The following is a 22,377-nucleotide window of genomic DNA, read 5'->3' as shown; positions in this document are numbered from 1 at the left end:
GACCTTCACTTAGCGGCATTAACTTCGCGGTCTAATGCCGCTGAGTTAAGCGAAAAGTATTAATTTTGTTGGCATAAAAACGTCGTCCCYGCGCAGGCGGGRACCCAATCTGGCTGACATGTCGACGCATCTCGCAGAACCTGGGTACCCGCCTTCGCGGGTACGACGGATAGGAAGACCTTACGGCATCAGGAACTGCCCCCGCAGTGGCAGTTAGCGGCAGCTGTGCAGGGCGGTGTTCGGGAAGTCGGTGCGGATTTTGTCGAGCTCGGCTTTCAGCTGGGGCGCGACGTCGCGGAACTGGAAGGCGAGCAGGCGGCTGCCGCTCATGCGGGGAGTGATGCGCGCCGTGCGCACGCCCTGTTTGACCAGCATCGCCAGCTGGTTTTGCGCGGCGCCCTCGGTTTTGAAGACGCCCAGCGAAATGCCGTAGCGTAGCGGTGAATTATCGGAGATGACGTAGTAGTTGGTCACGCCCAGGCCGCGCAGCTCGGCGGCCTTGCGGTCGGCCGCTTCCTTGCTGCCCTGCGGCGGGATGTGCACGATGTAGCTCGACACCTCGGTGCCGGGCAGGTTGCGGCGCGACTGGCGGTCACCCAGCTGCAGCGGCGCCAGGCGCGCTTCGAACCGGCGTGCATCGGCCAGGACGAAGCTGCCGATCTCCACGCAGGCCAGCGGCGGCGCAGGTTTCGGCTCGGCGGCGGCAACAGCAGCGCCAGCGCCCGTCGCACCGGGGCCAGCAGCACTACCGGCACCGCCAGCACCACCAGCACCAACAGCACCAACAGCACCACCAGCACCAGCACCAGCACCAGCACCAGAACCGACACCGCCACCAGCACCAGTACCAGTACCAGTACCAGTACCAGTACCAGTACCAGCACCAGCACCAGCACCAGCACCAGTACCAGCACCAGTACCAGTACCAGCACCAGCACCACCACCAGCACCCGCCGCCACGGCCTGCGCGCCGTGCGCGCGTTCGGCCGATATCAGGGTCAGGTCGCCGGCATTGAGCTGGCGTTGCAGACGTTGCGGCTCGTGTTCGTTGCCGCTGAAATGGCCGAGGTAGCCCCGGCCGTAGGCGAACAGGGCGGCATTTACGGCCAGCAGGGTACAAAAGATAAATTTCAGCACGGCTTATCCTGGCTCGATGTGGCGCCGGCGGCGACCGATGTGTGCAGGCCGAGCATGACCACGTTCTCGATCAGCCGGTACGGCACCGTCAGCAGCGGCGCGATGTGCGGCGCGGCGCCGCCCGAGAGGATGCACAGGGCCGCGCCATGCTGGGCAAACGCGTGTTCGATGGCGCCGCTCTGGGCGACCATGCAGCCGCTGAGGATGGCGTCGTCGGTGTTGTCGGCAAAGCCGTCCGGCAGTTGTGCGTCATCGGCGATCCGGGGCAGTTGCGCCGTGTTGCGCGCCAGTGCGCCGGCCATCAGGCCCAGGCCCGGCACGATCATCCCGCCCAGAAACAGGCCGTCGGCGGTGATGGCATCGATGGTGGTGGCGGTGCCGCAGTTGGCGACGATGATGGGCTGGCCCGGCGCCAGGGCATGGCCGCCGATGGCGGCGGCAAAGCGGTCGCACCCGAGTTGCGCAGGGTTGCGGTAGCCGTTGGTGACGCCGGCCTGCGCCGGCACCGATGCGAACCAGGTCACCGCCTGGTCCAGCGTCAGCGCCGGAAACGCGCGCTGCAGCAGGTATTCGAGTTGCGCCCGCATCGCGTTGCCGGCCACGTTGGCGATCACGATGCGGCCTACGCCATGCCGCGCCACGGCTTCGCTCCAGGCCAGCTCCAGCTGCGGCAGGTCGGCATGGGTGACGGCGCCGTGGGCGAGCCAGTGGCCCGGGGCCGCATCGCCTGCCGCGAGCGCCCATTTGACGCGGGTATTGCCGGCATCGATCAGCAGCATGGCGACGTTCCGGTGGTCGGCTCAGGCGAAAGGCGCAGCGAGACATCGCCCGACAGCACGGCGACGCGGCCTTGCGCGGTGTCGAGCAGCAGGCGGCCGATGGCGTCCACGCCCGCGGCGCGGCCCTGCTGCAGCAGCTGGCCGTCGTCGAGCAGCACCACGTCGCGGCCATGCCACGCGTGCAGCGCATTCCAGCGCTCGGCAAACGGCATAAAACCGGTGTCGTCGAATTCGGCCAGCACGGCCGCCAGGCGGCTCAGCAACGCAGCCACCAGGGCGTTGCGGTCCATCTGCGCCAGCCAGGGCGCCGCAGCCACGCTGCGGCCGATCTGCTGCTCGAGCTGGTCCGGCATCAGCAGGTTGATGCCGACGCCGATCACGGCCCAGATCGCGCCGTCGTGCCGGTCGGCCTGGGTTTCGACCAGGATGCCGCCCAGCTTGTCGCCGCCCTTGAGCAGGTCGTTGGGCCACTTGATCTGCACCGGCACGCCGAGTGCCGTCATCGCTTCGGCCAGCGCCACGCCGACCGCCATCGGCAGGCCGGCCAGGCGCGGCAGCGGTCCCTGGAAGCGCCATGCCAGCGAGAACATCAATGCGGCGCCCGGCGCCGACAGCCAGCTGCGGCCGGCCCGGCCACGGCCGGCGCTTTGCTGGTCGGCGATGCGCAGCAGCGGGCCGGGCAGGGTGCCCGACCGGTGCAGGCGCGCCAGCAGGTCGGCGTTGGTGGAACCGGTGTCGGCCACCGCTTCGATGGCGACATGGCTGGCGCTGGCGGCGCACAGCGCGCCGATCGCGGCGGCCGAAACGAAAGCGGAAGCAGGGGAGGCAGATGGGATCATGGCGAGACTAAAGACAGGCGCAGCATGCCGGCATGAGCGCCGGCCACGCCAGCGTGGCGCCATGCGGGACGCACGGTGACGCAGCCGGCCGCAGCATGCTTACTTCTTTTCCGCCTTGGCCTTGGCGACCAGCACATCCATCACCTGCAAGCCCTGCGCCTGCAGCTGCGCTTCGGTGGTGGCGGATTTGGCGCCTTCGTCGGACATGGCCGGCGAGGTCACGTACTTGCCGTCGATGGCAAACATCGGCCACGAATCGACGCCGTAGGTTTCCATCATCGACGTGGCCTTGCGCACGTGGCCCTGCACGCCGAAGCCGCGATAGGTATCGATGAATTTCTGACGGTCGACGCCCTGCTTGGCGATGAAGTCGAACACCAGCTCGTCGCGGTTCATGCGGTTGCGGTTGACGTGCATTTCGTTGAAGATCTTGGTGTTCATGGCGTCGTTCATCAGGCCCATCGATTCGAGCGTGTAGAACATTTTCTGCTGCGGCAGGTCGGTGCCGGTGCGCGAGATGTGCACGCGCTTGAAGACGATATTGTTCCCCTGCTTCTTGACCCAGGCCTGCAGCGACGGATCGAGCGCATAGCAGTGCGGGCAGGCGTAATCGAAGAATTCGATCACTTCCACTTTTTTCGCGTCCGCCTGCTGCGGCGTGGACAGGGTGCGGTATTCGACACCGTTCTTCGGATCGGCCGGCGAGGCCGATGCCGACAGGACCACGGCGCTCATCAGCATTGCGCTTACTGCGTATTTCAGGACTCGCATCGTTACTCCCTTGGTTTGCTTTGGCTCGGTTATTTCTGATTGCGCACGACCGCAACATCGATGCCGTTTTCCGACAGCTTGCTGCGCACCTTGTTCATGGCCTCGACCTGCTGGAACGGGCCGATGCGCACGCGGTGCAGCACGCCGTTCTCGGTGGTGCGGTCCGACAGCGTCGCTTCCACGCCGAGCAGGGCCAGCTTGCCGCGCGCGCTTTCGGCGTCGGACACTTCGCGGAACGCGCCCGCTTGCAGGTAATAGATGTATTTCTCGTCGCCGCCGGCCGCTGGCGACGTGGCAGGGGTGGCAGGCGCCTTGCCGGTCGGGGTCGGCGTGACGTTGGCGGCGGACGGCGCCTTCTTGTCGGTCTGCGTGCCCTGGATGCGGTCGACCACTGCCTGCAGCTGGTCGGTGGCCTTGGCCGGGGCGGGCGTCGGCGCAGGTGCCGGCACGGCAGGTGGCGGTTCGCGCGACATGTCCTTGGCGGCCGCGCGCGCGGCTTCCTTGTTGCCGTACATCGGCTTGTTCGGATCGGTGGCAGGTCCCGCCGCGGTGTCGGCCGCCTTGCTGTTGCGGGCCTTGTCGGTAAACGGCGAGGCGCCCTTGTTGATCACCAGCGCCACCACCACCGCCACCGCCAAACCGATGACCAGGCCGATGACGATGCCGACGAAGGTATTGCCCTGTTGCTGCCGGCCGGGTGCCGGGGTGCGGTGCTGCGGTGTGCGTAAAGTCATGCGCAAGATCCTGGTCGTTACATTTTGTTGGGAGCGGAGACGCCGATCAGCGCCAGGCCGTTGCGCAGCACCTGGCGCGTGGCGACCATCAGGGCGATGCGGGCGGCCTTGAGCGCCGCGTCGTCGACCAGCACGCGTTCGGCAAAGTAGAAGCTGTGCAGGTTGGCGGCCAGGTCGCGCAGGTAGAACGCGACCTGGTGCGGTCCCAGCTCGGCCTGGGCGCGCGCCAGCGTTTCCGGGTACGCGGCCAGCGTGGCCAGCAACGCGGTCTCGGTGAGGGCGGTCAGCGGCGACAGGTCGACATCGGCCAGCGCGGCCTCGTCGCCGGTCCACTGTTCGAGCATGCGGCAGATGCGGGCGTGCGCATACTGCACGTAATACACGGGATTCTCGTCCGAGGTTTTCAGCGCCACGTCGACGTCGAACACGAATTCGGTGTCGGCCTTGCGCGAGATGAGGAAGAAGCGCACGGCGTCGCGGCCACGGGTGATGTCGCCGCCGCCCGACCATTCGATCAGGTCGCGCACGGTCACGTACGAGCCGGCGCGCTTGGAGATTTTCACCTCTTCGCCGCCCTTCATGACGGTGACCATTTTATGCAGCACGTAGTCGGGGAACCCTTGGGGAATGCCCAGGCCGACGGCCTGCAGGCCGGCGCGCACGCGGGCGATGGTGCCGTGGTGGTCGGAACCCTGGACGTTGATGGCCTGGTTGTAACCGCGCTGGAACTTGACGATGTGGTAGGCCACATCGGGCACGAAATAGGTGTAGGTGCCGTCCTTCTTGCGCATCACGCGGTTCTTGTCGTCGCCGTAGTCTTCGGTGCGCAGCCACAGCGCGCCGTCTTCCTCGTAGGTCTTGCCCGACTTGTTGAGCAGGTCCACGGCCGCCTCGACCTTGCCGTCCTGGTACAGCGACGATTCGAGGTAGTAATTGTCGAACTTGACGCCGAACGCCTGCAGGTCGATGTCCTGCTCGTTGCGCAGGTAGGTCACGGCAAAGGCGCGGATCGAGTCGAGGTCCTCGATGTCGCCGGAGGCCGTGGCGGGCGAACCGTCGGATGCCGAGACGGTCTTGCCGGCCTTGAAATCGGCTGCGATGTCGGCGATGTAGTCGCCGTTGTACGCGGACTCGGGCCAGGCCGCGTCGCCGGGCTGGTGGCCGCGCAGGCGCGCCTGCACCGAGTTGGCCAGCGTCTGGATCTGCACGCCGGCGTCGTTGTAATAGAACTCGCGCGTGACGTCGTAGCCCTGGCTGCCGAACAGCGCCGACAGCGCATCGCCCAGCGCGGCCTGGCGGCCGTGGCCCACGTGCAGCGGACCGGTGGGGTTGGCGGAAACGAATTCGATGATCACGCGCTGGCCGCTGCCGTTGCTGCTGGTGCCGTACGAGGCGCCTTGCGCCAGCACGGCCTTGACCACGGCCTGCTTGGCGGCAGCGGTCACGCGCAGGTTGATGAAGCCGGGGCCGGCGATATCGACCGATTCCACCAGCCCGGCCGCGCGCGGGTCGGCCTTGAGCGCCTCGACCAGGCGGGTGGCCAGTTCGCGCGGGTTCATCTTGAGCTGTTTGGCCAGTTGCATGGCGATGTTGCAGGCGACGTCGCCGTGCGACGGATCGCGCGGGCGCTCGAGCACGACATTGGCGCTGACATCGGTGCCGGCGAGGAGGGGCGCGAGGGCGGCCTGGAACAGGGCGGTAATATCTTGTTTTTGTTGGGCGAGCATGAGCAGGGGGCGGCGGGGCCGCGCTAAATAATCATCAAAATGCGGGGTGGCAGGCTGCAGGCCAGCGCGAAAGCACGAGCCAAACTGCAAATATTATACTGGTTTGCCCGGGACCGGTCACCGCGTGCGGGCATCCCGGCCCAGATTTACATCGCACCGCATGCCAACTCATCGCCTTATGAAAGTGGCTGCTGTATACTGCGCGATCACGGCTGCCGGCCGCCATCTGGAACCAGTATATGAATAAGCAGCGACCGACACTTTCCCTGAAGTCCCCGGCCAGGCCGGCCGCGCCCAAGCTGCGCGCCAGCCACGCGCGCGACTTCAAGCCGGCGCTGCAGACGGGCTTCCAGACGGGCCTGAAATCCGATTCCCTCGCCTTCAGCCTGATCGGCGCGGCGCAAGCCGTGGCGCTGGTGCGCACCGGCACCAACCTGCCGCAGGCGCTGGCCCAGGTATGGACCCGCCTCGGCAGCGAGGCCACGCCGCAGGCGCGCGGGGCCATGCAGGATATCGGCTACCGCTGCATGCGCCAGCTGGGGCAGAGCGAAACCCTGGTCGGCCTGATGGCGCCCAAGGCGCCCGAGCCGCTGGTGGCGGCCCTGCTGGCCTGTGCGCTGGCGCTGATCAATGCCCCCGACCGGACCGCGCCGTACGAAGAATTCACCGTGGTCGATCAGACCGTCACCGCTGCCGAGGCGCACCCGGACACCGCGCGCGCCAAGGGCATGGTCAACGCCGTGCTGCGCCGCTTCCTGCGCGAGCGCCAGCCGCTGCTCGACGCGGCCGCGCTGCAGCCGCTGGCGCGCTGGAACTATCCGCAGTGGTGGATCGACGCCGTGCGCGCCGCCTGGCCGCAGCAGTGGCAGGGCGTGCTCGCCGCCGGCAATACGGCGCCGCCGCTGACGCTGCGCGTCAACGCGCGCCGCAGCACGGTCGACGATTACCTGGCGGTGCTGGCGCAGGCCGGCATGGCCGCCACCCGCATCGGTCCGTACGCGGTGCGGCTGGACAAGCCGGTGGCCGTGGGCCTGATCCCCGGCTTTAACGACGGCGTGGTGTCGGTGCAGGACGCCGGCGCCCAGCTGGCCGCGCCGCTGCTCGACGCGGCCGACGGCATGCGCGTGCTCGATGCCTGCGCCGCGCCGGGTGGCAAGACCTGCCACATCCTGGAACTGGCCGAGGTGCAGCTGACCGCGCTCGACGCCGACGCCAAGCGCTTGGCGCGGGTGGGCGAGAACCTCGAACGGCTGCAGCTGGCGGCCACGCTGAAGGCGGCGCCGGCCGAGACGGCGGACTGGTGGGACGGCCAGCCGTTCGACCGCATCCTGGCCGACGTGCCGTGCACGGCGTCGGGCATCGTGCGCCGCCACCCCGACATCCGCTGGTTGCGCCGCAAGGGCGACACGCTCCAACTTGCAACACTTTCGGCCAAAATCCTCGACAACCTTTGGCAGATGCTGGCGCCCGGTGGTAAATTGCTGTTCGTGACATGTTCCTTGTGGCCCCAGGAATCCGAGGCGCAGGCCGCGGCGTTTGCCGTGCGCCACGGCGCCACGCGCCTCGCGGCGCCAGGCCAATTGCTCCCCGCCGGTGGCGACGGGCAGGATCACGATGGTTTGTTCTACGCGCTGTTCCAGAAAAATGCGTAACCGTTTTGCCCCTGATTTTGCTTGTTTCTTTGCCACCCCGTACCTGTTGAGCACCGTGACTTTTCGATTTTTGCGCCTGTTGATCGGCCCCTTGCTGCTGTTGCTCGCCTGCGCCATGCCGCAGGCAGTGCGCGCTGCGGACGGCGTCGAGATCCGGCGCGCATTCGTCGAGGCGACCGAGGAGGGCTACCGGCTGTCGGCCACCTATGGCTTCGACCTCAATCACGGCCTGGAAGACGCGCTGCAATACGGCGTGCCGCTGTACTTCACCACCACCATCGAATTTACCCGGCCGCGCTGGTACTGGTTCGATGAAAAAGCCATCGTGGCGCGCCAGACCGCCAAGATCTGGTTCAACGTGCTCACGCGCCAGTACACGGTGGGCATCACCGGCAGCGTGGCGCAAAGCTACTCCTCGCTCGACGACGCGCTGTTCCAGATCCGCCGGCCCAACCGCTGGATCGTGGCGCCGCGCGGCGCGCTCAAGGTGGGCGAAACCTATACCGTCAAGCTGTCGATGGGGCTGGACTCCAACTACCTGCCCAAGCCGATCCAGATCAACGCCCTCAATAACAATGAATGGCGCCTGGCGTCCGACAAGAAATCCTTCCTCTACAAGGCTGAATAAGTGAGCAGGGTACTGCGGTATTTTGCTGTCATCGGCGGTGCCTTCGTCAGTATCCTGCTGTTCCTGCTGGCCTCCGCGTCCGACAACTCCGGCTTCTTCGACCGCTATTACGCCTGGCTGCTGGGCCTGAACGCGGCCGTGGCCGGCGCGCTGCTGCTGCTGGTGGCGGTATCGCTGTACCGGCTGTACAGTCGTTACAAGGATGGCAAGTTCGGGGCGCGGCTGATGACCCGGCTGGTGCTGCTGTTCGCCGCCATCGGCGTGCTGCCCGGGCTGGTGATCTTCCTGGTCTCGGTGCAGTTCGTGTCCCATTCGATCGATTCCTGGTTCAACGTGCCGGTGGAGGAGGCGCTCGAAGCCGGCATCGACCTGAGCCGGGCCGGGCTCGATGCCGCGCTCGGCGACCTCACCGTCAGCGCCGCGCGCGCCACCGAACGGCTGGCGCAGGAGCCGACCGGCACCGAGCGCCAGCTGCTGGCCGAGCTGGTCAAGAACCAGCCCGGCATGCAAAGCGCCATCATTGTCGATGCCGAGGGCGGCCTGATGCTGAGCGCGCGCGCCAGCCGCAGCGGCAACCTCAGCGCCGACCTGCCCACCCGCGAAATGATGGCCAAGGCCAAGAGCGACGTCGCCTACGGCGCGCCCGAGGGCGGCAACGAGCTGCGCAGCAACCTGGTCGACATGCCGGCCGCGCCGGTCGGGCCGCAAGACAGCGCCCAGCAGCTGCGCCTGCGCGTGGTGATGGCGATCCCCGAGGTGGTGCGGCCGAACGGCTTCCGGCTGGCGCCGCGCTACCTGCAGCTGATCCAGCTGGCGCCGGCCAAGCTGGCCGCCAACGGCGAAACCATCCGCAGCGCCTATTCCAACTACAAGGAGCGTTTTGTCGCGCGCGTGGGCCTGCGCAAGATGTACATCGTCACCCTGACGCTGACGCTGCTGCTGGCCGTGTTCGGCGCGATTGCCAGCGCCTTCCTGATCGCCCGCGACCTGGCCCAGCCGCTGCTGCTGCTGGCCGAAGGCACGCGCGCGGTGGCCGAAGGCGATCTGTCGCCGCGCCCGATCGTCGCCACGTCCGACGAGCTCGGCACGCTGACGCAATCGTTCAACACGATGACGCGGCAGCTGTCGGACGCCCGCAGCGCCGTCGAGCGCAACCGCGCCGCCCTGCAGAACGCCAAGGCCCACCTGGAGTCGGTGCTGGCCAACATGTCGGCCGGGGTGATGGTGCTCGACGCCGAGTTCCACCTGATCAGCTTTAACGACTCGGTCGAGCGCATCCTGCAGCTGCCGGGCATGACCATGATCGGGGGCAAGCTCGACGAGGTAGAGGGCATGCAGGAGTTCGGCGCCGCCATCGTGGCCGGCTTTGCCGCCCAGAGCGCGCAGTCGGCAGCCGGGCGCATGGCCCAGCGCACCCACTGGCAGCGCCAGATCGAGGTGCCGCGCCGCTCGGCCAGCCTGGACGACCACGACCTGACCCTGCTCACGCGCGGTTCGCGCCTGCCGCTCGAGGATGGCAATGGCTACCTGGTGGTGTTCGACGATATCTCGGACGTGATTTCGGCGCAGCGCTCGATCGCCTGGGGCGAGGTGGCGCGCCGCCTGGCGCACGAGATCAAGAACCCGCTGACGCCGATCCAGCTGTCGGCCGAGCGCCTGCAGATGAAACTGGAAAGCAAACTGGGCGCGCCCGAAGCCGAGCTGCTCAACAAGAGCACGACCACCATCGTCAACCAGGTGGCGGCCATGAAGCGCATGGTGGACGACTTCCGCGACTATGCCCGCACGCCCCCGGCCGTGCTCGAGACGCTGGACCTGAACGCGCTGGTCGGCGAAATCCTCGACCTGTACCTGAGCGGCGAGAGCAGCGACATCATCCACCCGCAGCTGGCGCCGGACTTGCCGCCGGTGATGGGCGACGCCACCCAGCTGCGCCAGGTCATCCACAACCTGCTGCAGAATGCCCAGGACGCCATGGCCGAGTTGCCGGCGGGCGCGGAAGCGCCCCGGATTGACGTGATTACCGAAGCCATCCATTATCAGGGCGCCGACGGTGGCGAACGCATGGCCGTGCGGCTCTCGATCAGCGACAACGGGCCCGGTTTCGCGCCCAGGATCCTGGCCCGCGCATTCGAGCCCTACGTCACGTCCAAGGCGCGCGGCACCGGCCTGGGCCTGGCGATGGTGAAGAAGATCATCGACGAGCACGGCGGCAGGATCGATATCCAGAATCACACTGAACGAAGTGGCGCGTCCATAATGATTTTGCTGTTAAAGTTAGCGCCGACAATGCAAAATGTTTAATCGTAGTAAGCAACGTAGTAGACGGATAGACAAGCAAAAACGATGGCCGCACTGACGGTAACATGTAGAGGGTGAGGGAAGATGGCAAACATACTGGTAGTGGACGATGAGATGGGCATCCGCGAGTTGCTCTCGGAAATCCTCAGCGACGAAGGACATGCAATTCAACTGGCGGAAAACGCCCAGCAGGCCCGCGAAGCACGCGCCGCCGGTGCGCCGGACCTGGTGTTGCTCGATATCTGGATGCCCGACACCGACGGCGTCACCCTGCTCAAGGAATGGCAGCGCGACGGCCTGTTGACGATGCCGGTCATCATGATGTCGGGCCACGCGACCATCGATACGGCGGTCGAAGCCACCCGCATCGGCGCGCTCAACTTCCTCGAAAAGCCGATTGCGCTGCAAAAATTGCTGAAAGCCGTACAGGCCGGCCTGACCCGCGCCCAGGAAGCCGTACGGGCGCCGGTCGTGGCCCCGCGCCCGGTGGTGGCGGCGCAGGCCGAGGATACCGCCGGCGCAGCGTTCAATGCGCCCAACCCGGCCGCGGCGATTGCCGTGCGTGGCGGCGCCACGGTGACCGGCGCCGACAATCACTCGATCAGCCTGTCGTTCGACCTGCCCCTGCGCGAAGCGCGCGACGCCTTCGAGCGCATGTATTTCGAGCACCACCTGGGACGCGAGGGCGGCAGCATGACGCGCGTGGCCGAGAAAACCGGCCTCGAGCGTACCCACCTGTACCGCAAGCTCAAGCAATTGGGCGTGGAGCCGGGCAAACTGGCAAAAAAGGCCGCCTCAGCCCGTGACTGATGTGAACGCCAGTGCCACCGCCGCCCCCCGGGCGCCGGTGCCCACGTGGCTGGTTACGGGCACCCGCGCCGGCGCGCGCGAGACTGCCATTGCCGCACTCCTGGAACCGGGAGTGCCCAGCGCCATCATCCTCGAAGGCCTGTCGGACGGCAGTTCGGCCCTGGTCTTCGACGCTACCGCCCCCGATGCTCCCCATCTCCCTGAAAAATATCCGGTGTATGTGAACCGGATCGCACCCGGCTGTCTCCATTGCACCGGCAATCTCGTTTTGCGGGTAACATTGAACCGTATGCTGCGCCTGCGTCCGGCGCGGCTCTACATCAGCCTGGCCTCGGCCGAGCACCTGGCACTGCTGCGCGAGTGGCTGTCCGGGCCGCCGTACGATGCCTTGCTGGCATTGCAGCCCGATATCGCGGCCTGAACCGCCGGCAGATCGGTTCCCGACAGCAAGCCCTTGAATTGCACGCTTCCAGTCCTATCTATCGAACTGAAAGTGTAACCAAGCAGGCCCTCTGGAGAAAGGAAGCAATATGAACCTCATCTATAACAGCGAACAGTACAGCGTTGTCGAGTTCGGCGCCGACCGGAGCCTGGACGCCTTGCGTTTCGGCGGCTACGAAATCGTCGACAAGGGCGGCAAGCGCGAAATCTTCATCAATGGCGTGCTGGCGCAGAACTTCCGTCGCGACGTCAACGAGCTGATCGCGAACGAGCCCACCATGGCGGAGATCGACGAATTCCTCGGCAATTACGATGAGCTCATGAGTCAGCCCGTGCTGCTCCACTAAGGGGAGTGCAGCAGGTGGTCTTGCTGGCTGCGCACTGGCGACCGTTTCTGCGGTCGAGTCGGTTAATATGCGCACGCCAGCGTCTTTATAAGAGATCACCATGTGTCAACTTCTGGGAATGAACTGCAATGTGCCGACCGACATTGTGTTCAGCTTTACCGGCTTCGCCATGCGCGGCGGCCGTACCGATCACCACCACGACGGCTGGGGCATCGCCTTCTTCGAGGGCGCCGGCGTGCGCCATTTCGTCGATCACCAGGCCGCTGTCGCTTCGCCGATCGCCGAGCTGATCAAAAATTACCCGATCAAGTCCACCAACGTCATCGCCCATATCCGCAAGGCCACCCAGGGCCAGGTGGCGCTGGAAAACTGTCACCCGTTCGTGCGCGAGCTGTGGGGACAGTACTGGGTGTTCGCCCATAATGGCGACCTCAAGCAATTCAATCCGCTGCTCAACGGCGCTTTCCGCCCGGTCGGCAGCACCGACAGCGAGCGGGCGTTCTGCTACATCCTGCAGCAGTTGCGCGCCCGTTTCGGCGAACAGCGGCCCGCACGCGCGGACCTGCACGCGGCGCTGCAGCCGCTGGTGGCCGAGATTGCCACCCACGGCACCTTCAATATGCTGCTGTCGTCGGGCAGCGAACTGTATGCCCATTGCTCCACCAGCCTGTATTACCTGGTGCGCCAGCACCCGTTCGATACCGCCATCCTGTCCGACGAGGATGTGACGGTCGACTTCGCCCAGGTCACCACGCCGCACGACCGGGTGGCCGTGATCGTCACCGAACCGCTGACCACCAACGAGCGCTGGACCGCCTTTGCGCCCGCAGAGCTGAAGCTGTTTATTGATGGCGCTCCGCAACAAACCGTGTAAAGCGGCGACCAAACCTTCCCGCCGACCGCGACAGTAGAGGGTATTGCTGTCAAAATGGTAGGCGACCGCCCACCCTTCTGACTGAAGCACATGATCGATCTCTCCGCCAACGACGCCGGCCTGCCCAAACTGCGGGTGCGCGAATTCTATCTGGGCCGCCAGCCCATCCTCGATCGCAACCAGTCGCTGTTCGGTTACGAACTGCTGTTTCGCAACGAACCGGTCGGGCCGGCGCTGGTCACCGACGAACTGTCCGCCACGGCAGCGGTGATCGCCCACGCCTCGCAGCTGGGGCTGGAACGCACGATCGGCGAGGCGCGCGGCTTCGTCAATGTCGATGCCGGCGTGCTGATGACCGATATCTTCGCCTTCCTGCCGCCGCTGCGCGTGGTGCTCGAAATCGCGCCCGACGTCGCGGTCACGCCGCCGTTGCTGGCGCGGCTGGCCGAACTGGCCCGCCACGGCTTCCAGTTTGCCCTGCACGGCGGTCACGACAGCGAGCAGGCGGCGCTGCTGCTGCCGCTGGTGCAATACGTCAAGATGGATGTGCACCACACGCCGCTATCGACGCTGATGCAGCTGGCGCCGCAATTTCACCACCAGCGCAAGAAGCTGGTCGCGGAAAAGGTGGAAACGCGCGAGGAATTCAAGAATGCGCTCGACCTCGGCTTCGATTATTTCCAGGGCTATTATTTTTCCAAGCCGGTCATCATGAGCGGCAAGAAGCTGTCGCCGTCGCAGCTGGCCGTGATGGAACTGATGACACTGGTGACGTCCGACGCCGACAACCCCGAGATCGAGCGCGCCATCAAGCGCGACGTGTCGCTGGCGCTCAACCTGCTGCGACTGGTCAACACGCCGGCCGTGGGCGCGCGCCAGCGCATCGATTCGCTGGGCCAGGCGCTGACCATGCTGGGCCGGCGCCAGCTGCAGCGCTGGCTGCAGATCATGCTGTACGCCGAACCGAGCAAGCGCGGCCACAGCATGACGCCGCTGCTGATGCTGGCCAGCACGCGCGGCCGCCTGCTGGAGCTGCTGGCCACCAGGCTGCGGCCGCAGGAACCGCACGCGGCCGATGTGGCGTTCACGGTCGGCATCATGTCGCTGATGGATACGCTGTTCGGCGTGCCCATGCACGAAATCCTGGGCCAGATCCCGGTGATCGACGCGGTGGCCGCCGCCTTGCTCGACCGCGCCGGCTTCTATGGCGGGTTGCTGACGCTGGCTGAGTCGCTGGAGCGGATCGAGGAACTCGACCACCAGGTGCTGCCGGCGCTGCGCGCGCTGGCCATGAGTACCGAGGAACTGGTCGAACTCGAGATGGCGGCTTTCGAATGGAGCGATAACGTGGTGCGCTACGCTTTGTGATGGGCTACCCGAGCCGATTGTTGTTTGTTGGAGAAAAACACTAGATTGCTAATCTGTAACTTGCTGCATAAATAGCAAAACGATATTCTTGATCGCTACTTAAACAGCAAGGACGACCATGGCTTCGGTGTTGCTTCAGGTAGACGGTGTCAGTAAATCGTTTGGCGCGCGGCGCGCGGTCGATCATGTGTCGTTCCAGGTCAGGCAGGGCCAGACCGTGGGCCTGATCGGTCCCAACGGCGCCGGCAAATCGACCACGGTGGGCATGATCTGCGGCCTGCTGCGCCCCGACAGCGGCGCCATCGTGCTCGACGGCGCGCCAGTGGGGCAGGGCGCCAGCGCCGGCAAGGCCAAGATCGGCTACGTGCCGCAGGACCTGGCGCTGTACGACGACCTGGCTGCCATCGAGAACCTCCGGCTGTTCGGCGCCCTGTACGGTCTCAAGGGCGCGCAGCTGCGCCAGCGCTGCGAGGCCGTGCTGGCGCAGGTCAACCTGGCCGACCGCGCGCGCGACAAACCCGCGACCTTCTCCGGCGGCATGAAGCGCCGCCTCAATATCGCCGCCGCCCTGCTGCACGCGCCGCAGCTGCTGATCCTCGACGAACCGACGGTGGGCGTCGATCCGCAAAGCCGCAACGCCATCTTCGACACGCTCGAAGCGCTGCAGGCGCAAGGCTGCGCGCTGATCTACACCAGCCACTACATGGAGGAGGTGGAACGGCTGGCCGACCACATCGTCATCATCGACGGCGGCCGCGTGCTGGCCGACGAAACCCCGGCCGCGCTGTACCAGCGCCTGCCCGCGCAGGCGGCACTGCACGTGGAACTGGCGGTGGCGCCGACGGCCGCGCTGCTGGCCGCCCTGGGCGCGCAGCCCGGCGTGACCGGCGTGCGTGACGCCGGCGCCGCGCTCGACATCGATCTGGCCGCCAGCGTGCACGCGGCGCCGGTGCTGGCCTGGCTGGCGGCGCAGGACATCCCGGTGCTGCACTTCGCCACCGCCCGCACCTCGCTGGAAAACATCTTCCTCAACCTTACCGGTCGCAGCCTGCGCGACTGACGGAACGTACCATGACTGCCCTCACTCCTCTCCTGGCCCTGGTCCGCAAGGACCTGATCCTGTACGTGAACGACAAGCGCGCGCTGATGTTGCACCTGCTGATGCCGGTGCTGCTGGCGGCGATCTTCGGTTCGCTGTTCGGCGGTGGCACCGCATCGAATACCGGCAAGATCGACATCGGCGTGGTGCTGCTCGACCAGTCGGCCAGCGGCCAGAAGATCGCCGCCGGCCTGAAGGCCGACAGCACGCTGCGCGTGACGGAACTGACCGACGCGCAGGCGCGGGAACAGGTCCGCGCCGGCAAGCTGGCCGTGGCCGTGGTGATCCCGGCCGGCTTCGGCGACGCTGCCGACAGCGCGCTGTTTGGCGGCCGCAAGGCCGAGAAACCCGAGCTGCCGCTGTACTACGATCCCTCGCAATCGACGGTGCTGGCCATGGTCAAGGGGCTGCTCACGCAGCAGGTGATGCAGACCACCAGCGCGGCCGTGATGGGCAGCACCGGTTCGGCCGTCACTGCCCGCCAGCTGGCCGACGTGCGCGCGGCAGCGCGTACCGATCCGCAGGCGGCGCAACTGGGCGACTTCCTCGACAGCCTGAAAAAATTCCAGGACCAGCGCGCGGCGGTCGACGCCGACAAGGCGCGCACGGCCGGCAACGACGGCAAGGTCGATGCCGAACCGGAAGCGGTCGGCATGACGCTGCCGTTCGCCACGCGCGACCAGGCCCTGTCCAGCGGCCCGAAATACAACAGCTACGCCCATTCGTTCGGCGGCATGGGCGTGCAGTTCATCCTGTTCATGGGCATCGAGATGGGGACGGCCCTGCTGCTGGCGCGCCGGCTCGGCATCTGGAACCGCCTGCTGGCCGCGCCGGTGTCGCTGGCCACGGTGGTGCTGGGACGGGCGCTGTCGGCCACCGTGATCGGTGTGGGCCTGCTGTGCGCGATTTTTGCCTGCGCCATGTTGATGTTCAAGGTGCAGGTGGGCAGCGTGGCGGGCCTGCTCGGCGTGGCTGCCGGCTTTGCGCTGTTTACGGCCTCGTTCGGACTGCTGATCGCGGCGTTCGGCAAGACACCGGAAGCGGCGCGCGGCATCGCCGTGTTTGCAACGCTGATCATGGTGGTGCTGGGCGGCGCCTGGGTGCCGTCGTTCATCTTCCCGCAATGGATGCAGACGGTGACGCTGGTCATGCCCACGCGCTGGGCCATCGACGGTTTCGACGCCGTCACCTGGCGCGGTCTGGGGCTGGCCGGTGCTGCGCCGTCGATCGCGGTGCTGCTCGGTTTCGCGGTGGTGTTCGGCGCACTGGCGGTGGCAAAACTTACCCGCGACGGGCGCGGGTGAAGACATAACTCAGCTTAAATTCGGCGCCAGCCAGCGCTCGAGTTCCGCCTTGTCCACGCCACGGCGCGCGGCCATGTCGGCCAGCTGGTCGTCGCCGATCTTGCCGACCACGAAGTACTTCGAGGCCGGGTGCGCAAAATAAAAACCGGAGACGGCGGCGCCCGGGTACATCGCATACGACTCGGTCAGCACCATGCCAATGTCTTCGGCCTGCATGGTGTCGAACATCGCGCGCTTGACCGTGTGCTCGGGGTTGGCCGGGTAGCCGGGCGCCGGGCGGATGCCCAGGTATTTTTCGGCGATCAGGTCTTCGCTGCCGAGCGCCTCGTCCGGCGCGTAGCCCCACAGGTCCTTGCGCACGCGCTCGTGCAGGTATTCGGCAAACGCTTCGGCCAGGCGGTCGGCCAGCGACTTGAGCATGATCGACGAGTAGTCGTCGTGCGCGTCCTCGAAGCGCTTTTCGTATTTTTCGATACCGAGACCGGCCGTCACCGCGAACATGCCGAGGTAGTCCTTCACGCCCGAGTCTTTCGGTGCGATGAAATCGGCCAGGCACTGGTTCGGACGCTGCACGCCATCGACCACCGGCTTGACGCCCTGCTGGCGCAAGCCGTAGTAGGTGAACGCCACGCTGCTGCGGGTGTCGTCGGTATATACCTCGATGTCGTCGTCGTTGACCGTGTTGGCCGGCAGCAGCGAGATCACGCCGTTGGCGGTCAGCCAGCGGCCGTCGATCAGCTTTTTCAGCATGGCCTGGCCTTCCGCATACACCTTGCTGGCCGCTTCGCCCACCACCTCGTCGGTGAGGATGGCAGGGAAGGGACCGGCCAGGTCCCAGGTCTGGAAGAACGGACCCCAGTCGATGTATTTCGCGATCAGCGCCAGGTCCACATTGCGGAACTCGCGGCGGCCGATGAACTTCGGCTTTACCGGGGCGCAGTCGCCGTCGAACGACAGCTGCATCTTGTTGGCGCGCGCCTGCGCAATCGGCAGCAGCGGCAGCGCCTTCTTGTTGGCGTGCTGCTCGCGGATGCGCTGGTAGTCGTCGGTGATCTCCTGGATGTACTGGTCGCGGCTCTCGGGCGTGAGCAGCGACTGCGCCACCGACACCGAGCGCGAGGCGTCGGGCACGTACACCACCGGGCCGTCGTAGTTGTGGGCGATCTTGACGGCCGTGTGGGCGCGGCTGGTGGTGGCGCCGCCGATCAGCAGCGGGATCTTGAGCATGCGGAAATGGTCGTCGCGCTGCATCTCCTTGGCCACGTAGGCCATTTCCTCGAGCGACGGCGTGATCAGGCCGGACAGGCCGATGATGTCGGCGTTTTCCAGCTTGGCGCGCGCCAGGATTTCCGAGCACGGCACCATCACGCCCATGTTCACCACCTCGAAGTTATTACACTGCAGGACCACGGTGACGATGTTCTTGCCGATGTCGTGCACGTCGCCCTTGACGGTGGCCATGACGATCTTGCCCTTCGGTTTGGCGACGATGCCGGTGCGCCGCTCCTCGGCCAGCTTTTCTTCCTCGATGTACGGGATCAGGTGGGCCACCGCCTGCTTCATCACGCGCGCCGATTTCACCACCTGCGGCAGGAACATCTTGCCCTGACCGAACAGGTCGCCGACGATGTTCATGCCGTCCATCAGCGGGCCTTCGATCACGTGGATCGGGCGGCCGTTGGCGGCGAGCACCTGCTGGCGCATCTCTTCGGTGTCGTCGGTGATGAACTGGGTGATGCCGTGCACCAGTGCGTGCGCCAGGCGCTTTTCCACGCTCGCTTCGCGCCACTCGAGGTTTTGCGCATCCTGCTTGCCGGCGCCGGCCTTGAGCGTGCCGGCGATGTCGATCATGCGTTCGGTGGCGTCCTCGCGGCGGTTCAGCACCACGTCTTCGACCCGTTCGCGCAGTTCGGCCGGCAGGTCGTCGTAGACGCCGACCATGCCGGCGTTGACGATGCCCATGGTCATGCCGGCCTTGATCGCGTGGTACAGGAACACGGTGTGGATCGCCTCGCGCGCCGGGTCGTTGCCGCGGAACGAGAACGATACGTTCGAGACGCCGCCCGAGATCTTCGCGTGCGGCAGATTGTCCTTGATCCAGCGCGTGGCGTTGATGAAGTCCACCGCGTAGTTGTTGTGCTCCTCGATGCCGGTGGCAATGGCAAAGATGTTCGGGTCAAAGATGATGTCCTCGGGCGGGAAGCCCACCTGGTCGACCAGCAGGCGGTAGGCGCGCGCGCAGATCTCGATCTTGCGCTCGAAGGTGTCGGCCTGGCCTTTTTCGTCGAAGGCCATGACGATGACGGCAGCGCCGTAGGCCAGGCACAGCTTGGCCTGGCGGACGAATTCCGCCTCGCCTTCCTTCATCGAGATCGAGTTGACGATGGACTTGCCCTGCACGCACTTGAGGCCCGCCTCGATCACCGACCATTTCGACGAGTCGATCATGATCGGCACGCGCGAGATGTCCGGTTCGGAGGCGATCAGGTTCAGGAAGCGCGTCATCGCGGCCTGCGAATCGAGCATGGCCTCGTCCATGTTGATGTCGATGACCTGGGCGCCGTTTTCCACCTGCTGGCGCGCCACGCTCAAGGCCTCGTCGTACTGCTCGTTGAGGATCATGCGCGCGAACGCTTTCGAGCCGGTGACGTTGGTGCGCTCGCCGACGTTGACGAACAGCGACTGCTCGTCGATCGTAAACGGCTCCAGGCCCGACAGGCGCTGCGCCACCGGCACCTGCGGCACCGCGCGCGGCGGGGTCTTCGATAATATCTCGCCGATGGCGGCGATGTGGTCGGGCGTGGTGCCGCAGCAGCCGCCGGCGATGTTCACGAAACCGGCTTCGGCAAATTCGCGCAGCAGTGCCGAGGTGTCGGCCGGCAGCTCGTCGAAGCCGGTGTCGCTCATCGGGTTGGGCAGGCCGGCGTTCGGGTAGATGCAGACGTAGGTATCGGCGATCTGCGACAGCTCCTGGGCGTAGGGACGCATCAGCGCCGCGCCCAGCGCGCAATTGAGGCCGATGGTCAGCGGGCGCGCATGGCGCACCGAGTTCCAGAACGCCGGCACGGTCTGGCCGGACAGGATGCGGCCCGAGGCATCGGTCACCGTGCCCGAGATCATCAGCGGCAGCCGTGGCACGGCCGGGTTCTCGTCGTAGAATTTTTCGATCGCGAACAGCGCGGCCTTGCAGTTCAGGGTATCGAAGATGGTTTCGACCAGCAGCACGTCGACGCCGCCTTCGACCAGCGCGCGCGTCTGCTCGTGGTAGGCCGCCACTAGCTGGTCGAAGGTGATGTTGCGGGCGGCGGGGTCGTTGACGTCGGGCGAGATCGAGGCGGTTTTTGGCGTGGGGCCGAGCGCGCCGGCGACGAAGCGCGGCTTGTCGGCGCTGCTGTACTTGTCGCACGCGGCGCGCGCCAGTCTGGCGGCCTGCAGGTTCATCTCGTAGGCCAGGTGGGCCATGTGATAGTCGTCCTGGGCGATCGTGGTGGCGCCGAAGGTGTTGGTCTCGATCAGGTCGGCGCCGGCCGCCAGGTAGCGCTCGTGGATTTCCTGGATCACCTGCGGCTGCGTCAGCGTCAGCAGTTCGTTGTTACCCTTGACGAACAGCTCGCGCGCGCCGCTGTCGGCCGGCGCGGCAAAGTCGATGAAGCGCCCGTTCGGACCGCCCCGGTACGCGGTTTCATCGAGCTTGTACTGCTGGATGATGGTGCCCATCGCGCCGTCGAGGATCATGATGCGGCGCGCGAGAATCTCGCGCAGCTGGGCATCGGCCTTGGACATCACGGGATGGAACACGGTGTTATTCATTTGGTACTTTCTGGGGCGAGGTGGGGACAGCGCGGGCCTGAAATTATACGGCATTGCAGAATTAGCTACCGCCGATCGCGGCGTTGGAGCAACAATCTCCTGTTTTGCCACGGGGCGCTTGGCGTATACTGGCGACCTGCCCTCCACGATGCAAGGAATCCCGATGTCCCCACTTCATGCAGTCCGCCTGGCCGCTTGTGCCGCTGCCCTGGCGCTGGCCGCCACCACGGCGCGCGCCGACAGTTTCGTGTCGTCGGCGTCGAGCGCCGGTTCGGCCTCGAGCGGCAGCGTTTCCGATTCGCTCAACGATTCGAGCAACAGCTCGAGCGGCAACAAGCGCAAGGTCGCCGACGGTAATTACCGCATCCTCGAGATCGGGACGACGCCTGACCGGGCAGGGCGCACCCGCCTGACCCTGCAGCAGCAAGGTCAGGACGGCCAGCGCGTGGTACTGGACCTGCCGCAAGCGACGTTCGCGCAGCAAGGGCTGGCCGCCGGCGACACCATGTATGCGCAGAACCGCGTGTACGGTATCGAGTTCGGCCGCGTCGATAACCGCCAGCCGTTCTACCTGGTGCTGGCCGACGAGTGGTATGGCGAGCTGGCGTCGCGTCCTGTCACGCTGTAACCGCTGGCCGGGCTGGCGCTGGTGGTCGGCGCTGGCCTGGCTGACGGTGCTGGCCGGCAGCGCACACGCCGGCAGCATGGCTTCAAGCAGTGCCGGCCAGGGCGCGGGCAGCGGGTCGCGTTTCTGCGACCGCTCGCAGGAACTGACGGCCGCCGAGCAAAGCCGCCTGCTGCGTTTTGCCGGCGTGCTGCGCGCGGTGCTGGGCGACGATGCGGCCGCTGGTGCCGCCGGTGGTATGACCAATGGTGCTGCCGATGGCATGACCAGTGATGCCTCCGGTGGCGCGACCAATGGTGCGGCCGGTGGACCGACCAATGGTGCTGCCGGTGGCATGACCGAGGGCGCTGGCGCCAGTGCCGACAGCAGCGTGGCGCTGGTCAGCCGCTCCGGGCTCGACTTGTCGCGCTTCGGCATCCGCTATTCGCACGCGGCGCTGGCCTGGCGCTCGGACGCCGGCGTGTGGGCCGCGCGCCAGCTGTACTACGCCTGCGACGAACGCCGGCCGCGCATCTTCGACCAGGGCCTGGCCGGTTTTGCCATGGGCACCGACGATCCCAAGCTCGGCTATATCAGCGTCGTGCGGCTGCCGCCCGAGGCGGTGCTGGCGCTGCGCCCGGCGCTGCTGGACCGGCCGCGCGTGACGCACCTGCTGGCCGCGCAGTACAGCGCCAACGCCTATGCCTTCAGCACGCGCTATCAGAACTGCAATCAATGGGTGGCGGAGATGCTGGCGGCCGGCTGGGGCGACCTGGCCGACGATGATCACTTGCGCGAACGCGCCCAGGACTGGCTGCGCACGGCGCGCTACACGCCGGCGCCGGTCGCCATCGATTCCTGGTGGCTGATGCAGGCCGGCCGCTTCGTGCCGCTGCTGCACCTGGACGACCATCCCGACCACGACCGCGCGGCGCGGCAACTGGTGATCAGCCTGCCCACGTCGCTCGAGCGTTTCGTGCAGTATCGCTTTCCTGCCAGCGAGCGGGTGGAATTGTGCCACGACGACAAGCGCGTGGTGGTGCGGCATGGCTGGACGCCGATTGCTGACGGGTGTGTGCCGGATTTCACCCAGGGCGACCGCGTGATCGCCCTGGACTAAGGCGCAGCCTCCATCGCGGCGTTGCAGCGTCT

General features: G+C 66.4%; 19 protein-coding genes. 12 read left to right on the top strand and 7 right to left on the bottom strand.

Features of this window, described 5'->3' with window-relative positions; translation table 11 throughout:
• Positions 1–213: 213 nt before the first annotated feature.
• The 6 genes from ASF61_RS24155 to argS form a co-directional block, all read right to left on the bottom strand.
• Positions 214–1,137 (bottom strand): SPOR domain-containing protein, encoded by a 924-nt coding sequence (locus tag ASF61_RS24155; RefSeq protein WP_229205886.1) that lies wholly within the window; start codon positions 1,135–1,137, stop codon positions 214–216.
• Complete coding sequence (locus tag ASF61_RS16645) at positions 1,131–1,916, bottom strand: type III pantothenate kinase (RefSeq protein ID WP_056157999.1); 786 nt, start codon at positions 1,914–1,916, stop codon at positions 1,131–1,133. The genes ASF61_RS24155 and ASF61_RS16645 overlap by 7 nt, the downstream gene beginning before the upstream one ends.
• On the bottom strand, positions 1,907–2,755 hold the full coding sequence (locus tag ASF61_RS16640) for a biotin--[acetyl-CoA-carboxylase] ligase (RefSeq protein WP_056157996.1): 849 nt from the start codon (positions 2,753–2,755) through the stop codon (positions 1,907–1,909). The genes ASF61_RS16645 and ASF61_RS16640 overlap by 10 nt, the downstream gene beginning before the upstream one ends.
• Before the next feature lie 99 nt (positions 2,756–2,854).
• Positions 2,855–3,526, bottom strand: a complete 672-nt coding sequence (locus ASF61_RS16635) for a thiol:disulfide interchange protein DsbA/DsbL (protein WP_056157992.1) — start codon at positions 3,524–3,526, stop codon at positions 2,855–2,857.
• A 29-nt stretch (positions 3,527–3,555) separates the two neighbouring features.
• Positions 3,556–4,260, bottom strand: coding sequence for an SPOR domain-containing protein (locus tag ASF61_RS16630; protein WP_056157989.1), 705 nt, complete (start codon positions 4,258–4,260; stop codon positions 3,556–3,558).
• A gap of 17 nt (positions 4,261–4,277) precedes the next feature.
• Positions 4,278–5,987, bottom strand: coding sequence for an arginine--tRNA ligase (gene argS / locus ASF61_RS16625; protein WP_056157986.1), 1,710 nt, complete (start codon positions 5,985–5,987; stop codon positions 4,278–4,280).
• 239 nt (positions 5,988–6,226) lie between these two features.
• Between argS and rsmB the strand changes: the two genes are divergently transcribed.
• The 10 genes from rsmB (at position 6,227) to ASF61_RS16575 (ending at position 16,811) form a co-directional block, all read left to right on the top strand.
• Positions 6,227–7,639: a 16S rRNA (cytosine(967)-C(5))-methyltransferase RsmB gene (rsmB, locus tag ASF61_RS16620; RefSeq protein ID WP_056157983.1), complete on the top strand. Its 1,413-nt coding sequence runs from the start codon at positions 6,227–6,229 to the stop codon at positions 7,637–7,639.
• Positions 7,632–8,267 (top strand): DUF4390 domain-containing protein, encoded by a 636-nt coding sequence (locus tag ASF61_RS16615; RefSeq protein WP_056157979.1) that lies wholly within the window; start codon positions 7,632–7,634, stop codon positions 8,265–8,267. The genes rsmB and ASF61_RS16615 overlap by 8 nt, the downstream gene beginning before the upstream one ends.
• On the top strand, positions 8,268–10,571 hold the full coding sequence (locus tag ASF61_RS16610) for an ATP-binding protein (RefSeq protein ID WP_056157976.1): 2,304 nt from the start codon (positions 8,268–8,270) through the stop codon (positions 10,569–10,571). It begins immediately after the preceding gene.
• An 81-nt stretch (positions 10,572–10,652) separates the two neighbouring features.
• Positions 10,653–11,378, top strand: coding sequence for a response regulator (locus tag ASF61_RS16605; protein ID WP_056157973.1), 726 nt, complete (start codon positions 10,653–10,655; stop codon positions 11,376–11,378).
• Complete coding sequence (locus ASF61_RS16600) at positions 11,371–11,799, top strand: hypothetical protein (protein ID WP_056157971.1); 429 nt, start codon at positions 11,371–11,373, stop codon at positions 11,797–11,799. Before ASF61_RS16605 ends, ASF61_RS16600 begins: the two co-directional genes overlap by 8 nt.
• 109 nt (positions 11,800–11,908) lie before the next feature.
• Positions 11,909–12,166 carry a DUF3567 domain-containing protein gene (locus tag ASF61_RS16595; RefSeq protein ID WP_056157968.1) on the top strand — a complete coding sequence of 86 codons (258 nt, stop codon included), beginning with the start codon at positions 11,909–11,911 and terminating at the stop codon, positions 12,164–12,166.
• Positions 12,167–12,266: 100 nt separating this feature from the next.
• A complete protein-coding gene (locus ASF61_RS16590; RefSeq protein ID WP_056157965.1) occupies positions 12,267–13,040 on the top strand; it encodes a class II glutamine amidotransferase in 774 nt (257 codons plus the stop codon).
• Positions 13,041–13,130: 90 nt separating this feature from the next.
• The gene (locus ASF61_RS16585; protein ID WP_056157961.1) at positions 13,131–14,408 is read left to right on the top strand and encodes an EAL and HDOD domain-containing protein; all 1,278 of its coding nucleotides are present in this window, start codon (positions 13,131–13,133) and stop codon (positions 14,406–14,408) included.
• A gap of 118 nt (positions 14,409–14,526) precedes the next feature.
• Entirely contained in the window at positions 14,527–15,468 is a 942-nt protein-coding gene (locus tag ASF61_RS16580; RefSeq protein ID WP_056157959.1) for an ABC transporter ATP-binding protein, read from the top strand.
• Between the two features lie 11 nt (positions 15,469–15,479).
• Complete coding sequence (locus ASF61_RS16575) at positions 15,480–16,811, top strand: ABC transporter permease (protein ID WP_056157956.1); 1,332 nt, start codon at positions 15,480–15,482, stop codon at positions 16,809–16,811.
• Positions 16,812–16,820: 9 nt separating this feature from the next.
• Here ASF61_RS16575 and metH read toward each other — a convergent pair whose 3' ends face one another.
• Positions 16,821–20,594, bottom strand: a complete 3,774-nt coding sequence (gene metH / locus ASF61_RS16570) for a methionine synthase (protein ID WP_056158280.1) — start codon at positions 20,592–20,594, stop codon at positions 16,821–16,823.
• Positions 20,595–20,784: 190 nt separating this feature from the next.
• Between metH and ASF61_RS16565 the strand changes: the two genes are divergently transcribed.
• Positions 20,785–21,249, top strand: coding sequence for a hypothetical protein (locus ASF61_RS16565; RefSeq protein WP_056157952.1), 465 nt, complete (start codon positions 20,785–20,787; stop codon positions 21,247–21,249).
• 76 nt (positions 21,250–21,325) lie between these two features.
• Positions 21,326–22,345, top strand: a complete 1,020-nt coding sequence (locus ASF61_RS16560; RefSeq protein ID WP_082491767.1) for a DUF2145 domain-containing protein — start codon at positions 21,326–21,328, stop codon at positions 22,343–22,345.
• Positions 22,346–22,377 lie beyond the last annotated feature (32 nt).

Source organism: Duganella sp. Leaf126, from assembly GCF_001423125.1.
Lineage (GTDB): Bacteria > Pseudomonadota > Gammaproteobacteria > Burkholderiales > Burkholderiaceae_D > Rugamonas.
The sequence above is the reverse complement of the archived record's forward strand: the minus strand, read 5'-3'. Positions and strand labels throughout refer to the sequence as shown.